General features: G+C 53.9%; 8 protein-coding genes. 5 read left to right on the forward strand and 3 right to left on the reverse strand.

Annotated features, from left to right (window positions below; all coding sequences use genetic code 11):
• Positions 1–9: 9 nt before the first annotated feature.
• Together FFS57_RS18940 and FFS57_RS18945 are read left to right on the forward strand one after the other, a co-directional pair.
• Positions 10–1,650 carry a methyl-accepting chemotaxis protein gene (locus FFS57_RS18940; RefSeq protein WP_137939378.1) on the forward strand — a complete coding sequence of 547 codons (1,641 nt, stop codon included), beginning with the start codon at positions 10–12 and terminating at the stop codon, positions 1,648–1,650.
• 40 nt (positions 1,651–1,690) lie between these two features.
• Positions 1,691–2,035 carry an FKBP-type peptidyl-prolyl cis-trans isomerase gene (locus FFS57_RS18945; protein WP_137939379.1) on the forward strand — a complete coding sequence of 115 codons (345 nt, stop codon included), beginning with the start codon at positions 1,691–1,693 and terminating at the stop codon, positions 2,033–2,035.
• Between the two features lie 66 nt (positions 2,036–2,101).
• On the opposite strand, the gene trpD is transcribed toward FFS57_RS18945, so the two are convergent.
• From trpD to FFS57_RS18960, 3 genes are read right to left on the reverse strand one after another with little or no spacing between them, the layout of a single operon-like run.
• Positions 2,102–3,130, reverse strand: a complete 1,029-nt coding sequence (trpD, locus tag FFS57_RS18950; RefSeq protein WP_137939380.1) for an anthranilate phosphoribosyltransferase — start codon at positions 3,128–3,130, stop codon at positions 2,102–2,104.
• A gap of 46 nt (positions 3,131–3,176) precedes the next feature.
• Positions 3,177–3,875 carry a phytanoyl-CoA dioxygenase family protein gene (locus FFS57_RS18955; RefSeq protein ID WP_249384073.1) on the reverse strand — a complete coding sequence of 233 codons (699 nt, stop codon included), beginning with the start codon at positions 3,873–3,875 and terminating at the stop codon, positions 3,177–3,179.
• 17 nt (positions 3,876–3,892) lie between these two features.
• Positions 3,893–4,462 (reverse strand): aminodeoxychorismate/anthranilate synthase component II, encoded by a 570-nt coding sequence (locus tag FFS57_RS18960; RefSeq protein ID WP_137939382.1) that lies wholly within the window; start codon positions 4,460–4,462, stop codon positions 3,893–3,895.
• A gap of 364 nt (positions 4,463–4,826) precedes the next feature.
• On the opposite strand from FFS57_RS18960, the gene FFS57_RS18965 reads away from it, so the two are divergent.
• From FFS57_RS18965 to FFS57_RS25600, 3 genes are all read left to right on the forward strand, one after another.
• Positions 4,827–5,042: a hypothetical protein gene (locus FFS57_RS18965; RefSeq protein ID WP_137939383.1), complete on the forward strand. Its 216-nt coding sequence runs from the start codon at positions 4,827–4,829 to the stop codon at positions 5,040–5,042.
• 160 nt (positions 5,043–5,202) lie between these two features.
• Entirely contained in the window at positions 5,203–5,874 is a 672-nt protein-coding gene (nfi, locus tag FFS57_RS18970) for a deoxyribonuclease V (protein WP_137939384.1), read from the forward strand.
• A gap of 330 nt (positions 5,875–6,204) precedes the next feature.
• On the forward strand, positions 6,205–6,407 hold a 203-nt coding region (locus FFS57_RS25600; protein ID WP_212749165.1), incomplete at its 3' end, for a hypothetical protein.

Genomic DNA, 6,407 nt, shown 5'->3' on the forward strand with positions numbered 1-6,407 from the left:
GTCATTCCAATGCTTTCAAATGTTCGTATCGGTGCCAGAATTGCCATTGGATTTGGCGTCCTGATCACCTTGCTGGTAGTTACTTCCGCACTCAGCTTCATCGCAGGCGTCCGGCAACGGGATGACATTGTTCATTTGGTGGATGAGCAGATCGCTGCCGGATTCGCCGCATCCGACATGCTGTATCGATCCATGCTGCTACGCCGGTTTGAAAAGGATCTGATCATCAATCTGCAAGACCCGGCCAAAGTGGACGAATACAAGAAAAAATGGGATGGCGCCATGAGTCAGTTCAAATCCTCTGAAGCCAAAATCCAGGCTCTGGCGGATGACCAGGAAAAAGACATCATCAAGCAATTTGATGATGCCCTGGCCACCTACTCCACTGGCTTCAACAAAATACATGACGCAGTCAAGGCCAATACGTACCCCGGCCCCGCCGAAGCCAACAAAGCCATGTCGGAATATAAAAAGCCCATTCACGAAATGGAGCAAGGCATCAGCAAGTTCCAGGAGTTACAGCTGGCCCATGCCAAGGCGCGTGCCGAAAACACCATTCTGTCCGCCAAGATGTCGACGCAAACTGCGTTGACGATCAGTATCGTGGCAGTATTGGTTGGCCTATTTGCCGCCTGGTTGATCACCCGTTCGATTACCCGGCCTTTGATTCAGCTACAAGCCACCATGGTAGAAATCGAACACAGCGGCGATCTGACCCGTCGCATCCAGTCGGATGGACACGACGAAATCAGCCTGACATCGCGAGCATTCAACAACTTGATTGAAAACCTGCGCAAAGTATTGAGTGAAGCACAGGCCAGTGCCAACAAACTGCGTATGGCATCACATGATCTGAACACAGCGTCAGAACAAGTCGCTCAGGCATCCGGCCTACAATCGGAAGCGGCCTCCTCTACGGCTGCTGCTGTCGAACAAATGACCGTCAGCATCAACATTGTGGCCAGCAGCGCCAAAGAGGTCGAGCATGATGCCCAGAAGGGGCGAGACCTGAGCAACAAAGGCTCCGAAATCGCGGGTAACACTGCACGCGAGATTAACAATATTGCAAGCGTCATCTCTGAATCAACATCGGTCATCGGCTCGCTCAGCCAACGCTCACAGGAGATCGGTGGCATCGTTCAGGTCATCAAGGACATCGCCGATCAAACGAATCTGTTGGCCTTGAATGCCGCCATTGAAGCGGCCCGTGCTGGTGAGCAAGGGCGCGGCTTTGCCGTCGTTGCCGACGAAGTCCGCAAATTGGCCGAACGCACCAGCCAGGCAACAGCGGAAATTTCAAGCGTCATTGACGCAGTCCAGCACGATACAGGCTCTGCTGTCCGCAGCATGGGGTCAGCCAGTGATAAGGTCAACAACGGCGTGGCCTTGACTCAGCAAGTATCCAATTCGCTATCGGAAATCAGTCAGTTTACCGTGTCCACCACCAGTAAAATGGCCGAAATTTCCAGCGCAATTTCAGAACAAAGCACTGCCAGCACGCAAATTGCCCAGAATATCGAGAAAATTGCGCAGATGAGCGAGGAGAACAACTCCGCCATTCAACAAACCGCCAACCTGGCAACTGATTTGCGCAATACTGCAGAAATGCTCGATTCGTTGGTACGACGCTTCCGGATTCAAGCGGCTTGAGGTAGGCTTACAGGTTTGCCAAAGTACAAGAAAGATTGCCATGAGTACGACTGAACTCCCATCCGGCCTGATTATCGACGATCTGGTCGTTGGCGAAGGCGCCACGGCCAACCCTGGCCAATTCGTCACCGTGCATTACACAGGCTGGCTGACTGATGGCAGCAAGTTCGATTCCAGCGTTGATCGCAATGATCCATTCCGCTTTCACCTTGGTGGTGGCCAAGTCATCAAGGGATGGGATGAAGGTGTTGCCGGCATGCAAATCGGCGGCAAGCGCAAACTGACCATTCCACCAGAGCTGGGTTACGGCCAACGTGGTGCGGGCGGTGTCATTCCTCCCAATGCAACATTGGTATTTGAAGTGGAATTACTGGCAGTGCGCTAAGCTGAACTACGGTGCAAACAAAAAGGGTGTCGAGTCGACACCCTTTTTGTTTGCCATTACAAACCTTCATGCGCCTTGCAGATTGGTAAACTCGATCAATCGTTGCAACCGGTATTTGGCTTCACCGCTCTCCAGCGCATCCTGCGCCCGCTCAATACCTGTCTCCAGGCTATGCGCAACACCCGCGGTATAGATTGCCGCCCCCGCGTTCAACAATACAATATCCCGCGCCGGGCCTGGTTCATTATCCAGCACGCTCAGCAACATGGCTGCTGACTGCTCCGCATCCAGTGTCTTGATCGCATCCAGCTCAGTTTGCCGTATACCGAATTGCCCTGGGTTGATACGGTATTCATGAATTTCGCCATGCTTCAATTCAGCCACCAAGGTATCCCCGTTCAGGGTAATTTCATCCAGCCCATCGCTGCCATGCACGATCATGACATGGTGGCTACCCAACTGCTGTAATACCCTTGCCTGAATCCCCACCAGATCAGGGTGGAACACGCCCATCACCTGATGCTCAGCCCCGGCTGGATTGGTAAGTGGCCCCAGAATATTGAAGATCGTCCGCACCCCCAGCTCTTTACGGACCGGTGCAACATATTTCATTGCCGAATGATAGTTGGGCGCAAACATGAACCCGACCCCGATATCGTCAATCGACTGCCCGACCTGCTCCGGTGTCAGATTCAGATTGACCCCCAACGCCTCCAGCACATCCGCACTGCCGGACTTGGACGACACCGATCGGCCACCATGCTTGGCCACCTTGGCACCCGCTGCCGCCGCCACAAAAGCCGACGTGGTCGAGATATTGAACGTATGCGCCTTGTCGCCACCCGTACCACAGGTATCCACCAGGTGAAAACGATCGCGCACCGGCACCTTGGTTGAAAACTCTCGCATCACCGCCGCTGCGGCTGCAATTTCTGAAACTGTCTCTACCTTGACCCGCAACCCGATCAAGATGGCCGCAATCTGGGTAGGTGCCACTTGGCCAGACATGATCTGGCGCATCAGCGACACCATTTCGTCGTAAAACAGCTCGTTTCCGTCAATCAGCCGGTTCAACGCGGCCTGAGGGGTGATCATTTGCATACTCCCAGCTTGATAGCGCCTCTGTTCTGGCGCTGCTTTGTCACATCACCCGACGCATCTCGGATGTTTCTCCAAATTCATGCCAAGCCAACCCACCCGGCAACGCCGCTGCCGCAAATTCAATATGCAACACGCGACGATGAAAAGGCTGGATGCTGGGTGCAGATGCATGCAACAGCAAAGGCCTCATCAACAAAATGTCACCTGGTGCTGCCTCACAACAAACAATGTCAGCTTGGGATACCTTCGCCCGACACTCAGCCACAGGCAAGCGCCCGTACCGGTGCGAACCCGGCACCACCTGCAACGCACCATTGCCCGCATGCGTGGGGTCAAGATGCAAGCGCAATGTCAGCATACTTGCCAATACAGCATCTGGTGGCTGAACATGCCAAACACCCGCCTTGCGAGACCACCCGGTAAAACCCGTCCATTCACGGCGGGCCTGTACTGCAATCGATAGATCCTGATGCCATCCAACACACCAATTCACTGCTGGTGTCTTGTCAAAATACAACACCCTAACGGGCTTCGCCTGTGGTAAATACACGGCTGCCAATGCTTGCAATTCACCCAACACCAGCTGGCGACACAACGGAGATGTTGCCATCAAGTCACGGAGCCCTGCTCGCCCCATTGGCGTAGGAAGTTCCGCTTTCAGCCGTGTACACAGTGCTGCATCAATCGCGGCCGGAAGTTGCAAATAACCGTCTCGCAACAGCACTGTTTGCCGAGACAAGCCCGAGTCCAGCATGCTCAGGCAAATGCATCCAGAAAGTTCTTCAGCATCTGATGGCCCTGCTCAGTCAAGATCGATTCAGGATGAAACTGCACACCCTCGATAGGCAAAGTCTTATGGCGTACCCCCATAATCTCGCTATCGTCTGTCCAGGCCGTAATTTCCAGACAGTCCGGCAAACTTTCACGCTCGATCACCAGACTATGATAACGAGTACATGTCACAGGATTCGGCAAACCCTTGAACACCCCCACATCCAGATGATGCACCGGCGACACCTTGCCATGCATCAGCTGTTTGGCATGCACAATCTTGCCACCAAACGCCTGCCCAATACTCTGGTGGCCCAAACACACCCCCAGAATCGGCAATTCCCCCTGAAAACGATGAATCGCCGGTACCGACACGCCAGCTTCATTCGGCGTACACGGCCCTGGCGACAACACCAGATACTTCGGCTTCAGCTCGGCAATCTCGTCCAGCGAAATCTCATCATTGCGATGCACCACCACCTCCTGCCCCAGCTCGCCGAAGTACTGGACAAGGTTGTAGGTAAAGGAATCATAGTTATCGATCATCAGGAGCATTTTATAAACTATCCAATTGATTTTACTGACAACAAATCAAAGCCACCGCTGATCTTGATCCGATAGAGAACCCAGCTAGACCACCGCCGGAAACCATCAACGCATAGGCACCTGTATTTTGATGCATTATCGCCGCGACCCGTCAATGCGTCCAGCGCACTACAGGCCCTCGTTTCAGCGGTGTGGCCAAACACACACTGATTGCCAATTATCTACAGACAGGTCTATGCCAGGACAGGCAAGGAACAATTCATACAGGTCTGCCATCCTTTCCACAACACACCATGGCAACGATTACAGCAGCACAACTACTGGGATTCGACAGCCAACCGGTCAAAGACCTGGCCAACACATCGTGCCAGATATGGGTCAGGTTGCCGTTGGCATCCAACTCGCTGCGGCTGGCGGTGTCGGTGAGGTAATCCCGCCACGCCACCTGCCGGCCCAGGGTATCGTAGATGACCGCATCCGGTTACCCAAATGGGCAGCCCACCAGCTGTCCGGCTGGTGGCTGCGTCACCGCAGCCAAACTGCCCAATCATTAAGCACCTCGACAGCAGCCATCCTCAGCAAGCGCTGACATTTGCTGCATTTTTAAGCGAAACAGCAGCAAACGCTGCCGCTGTTTCACAGAAAAATCGCTGTGGGCGAGATGTAAACGTACACCGGCCATCCAGGGTGTAGCAGTAGTGGTAAACGTAGTCCTTGGTGATACACTCCAATGCAGGAGGTGGTGGGATATGGAGCAAGTTGTTTTCCACGATTGGAAACTGAACGAAGTAGAGGCATTTGAGCTTCAGCGCCAATTCGCGGGCCGTGTAGAGCGCAATGATCGGCTAGACAACGTTAATACGGTGACTGGCGTAGACGTAGCCTACGACGAACAGAGTGATCGACTGGTTGCCGCCGCTGTCGTGCTGGATGCCGCATCGCTTACTGTCATCGAGCAGGCTATCGCGGAAGATGTTGCCCAGTTCCCCTACATTCCAGGGCTGTTTTCGTTCCGGGAATTGCCGCCAATTGCCAAGGTGCTGAGCCAGTTGAAATGCAAACCCGATCTAATCATCTGCGATGGACAAGGAATCGCCCATCCTCGACGTTTCGGTTTGGCGTGCCATGTCGGCATACTGTTCGATGTTCCTACGATTGGCTGCGGCAAGACACTATTGCGGGGAACCCATGAAGCGGTAGGAACAACAAGGGGCGACTACGCGCCCCTTGTTGATGATGGAGAAATTGTCGGTCGAGCTTTGCGGACTCAAAACGGCATCAAGCCAGTTTACGTTTCAACGGGCCATCGAGTTTCATTGCCAACTGCCTGTGCGTGGACACTGACGTTATGCACCAAATATCGCTTGCCAGAAACCACAAGGCGCGCCGATCAATTGGTAAAATCGCTACTCAGGCGATGAAACACCCCAGCCCTTCTCCCTTCTTTTCTGAAGCAATGAGAAATTGGCTGAGTCTGGCGAAATTCTAAAATCCGCAACCAATTCCCCATCATCATTCCAGGTCTTGGATTCTATTTTTACGCCATATTCGTAGCTTGGCCCCCGAGGCAAACCAGTGCCTTTCCTCGCCATGCTTAACGCCATTGAAGCAGGAAATTTCGTACTCCAACTGCCCGCTCTCATTGCCATGGCCGGCCAGATTGGTTTCGCCGACCAGGTTGCCATATACGTCATGGGTAGCGATTTTGTGTTTGACGACTGCCGCGCGCCAATACGCTGGTCGTACGCACCGTGCCAGACCACAACCTTTCCAAGCGAGCCCACTACCTGAATTTGCTTCTTGCTTGCCATCCTGCTACCGTGCCGCCCCCCTGTTGGCGTGCCCGCTATGATGTTGCTGTTGACCTGTCTCCTACTCTGGCTGTACCAGTTCCGCCGTTGCCGGACGGTTTCCCCACCCCACCACCCTGGCCACCGACATCAACCGCCGAGAC

The sequence above is a fragment of the Chitinivorax sp. B genome, from assembly GCF_005503445.1.
In the GTDB taxonomy this organism is placed as follows: Bacteria; Pseudomonadota; Gammaproteobacteria; order Burkholderiales; family SCOH01; genus Chitinivorax.

Coding starts and splice junctions, on each gene's coding strand:
- FFS57_RS18940 (WP_137939378.1), top strand. CDS start 10: ATGCTTTCAAATGTTCGTATCGGTGCCAGAATTGCCATTGGATTTGGC.
- FFS57_RS18945 (WP_137939379.1), top strand. CDS start 1,691: ATGAGTACGACTGAACTCCCATCCGGCCTGATTATCGACGATCTGGTC.
- trpD (WP_137939380.1), bottom strand. CDS start 3,130: ATGATCACCCCTCAGGCCGCGTTGAACCGGCTGATTGACGGAAACGAG.
- FFS57_RS18960 (WP_137939382.1), bottom strand. CDS start 4,462: ATGCTCCTGATGATCGATAACTATGATTCCTTTACCTACAACCTTGTC.
- FFS57_RS18965 (WP_137939383.1), top strand. CDS start 4,827: ATGGGTCAGGTTGCCGTTGGCATCCAACTCGCTGCGGCTGGCGGTGTC.
- nfi (WP_137939384.1), top strand. CDS start 5,203: ATGGAGCAAGTTGTTTTCCACGATTGGAAACTGAACGAAGTAGAGGCA.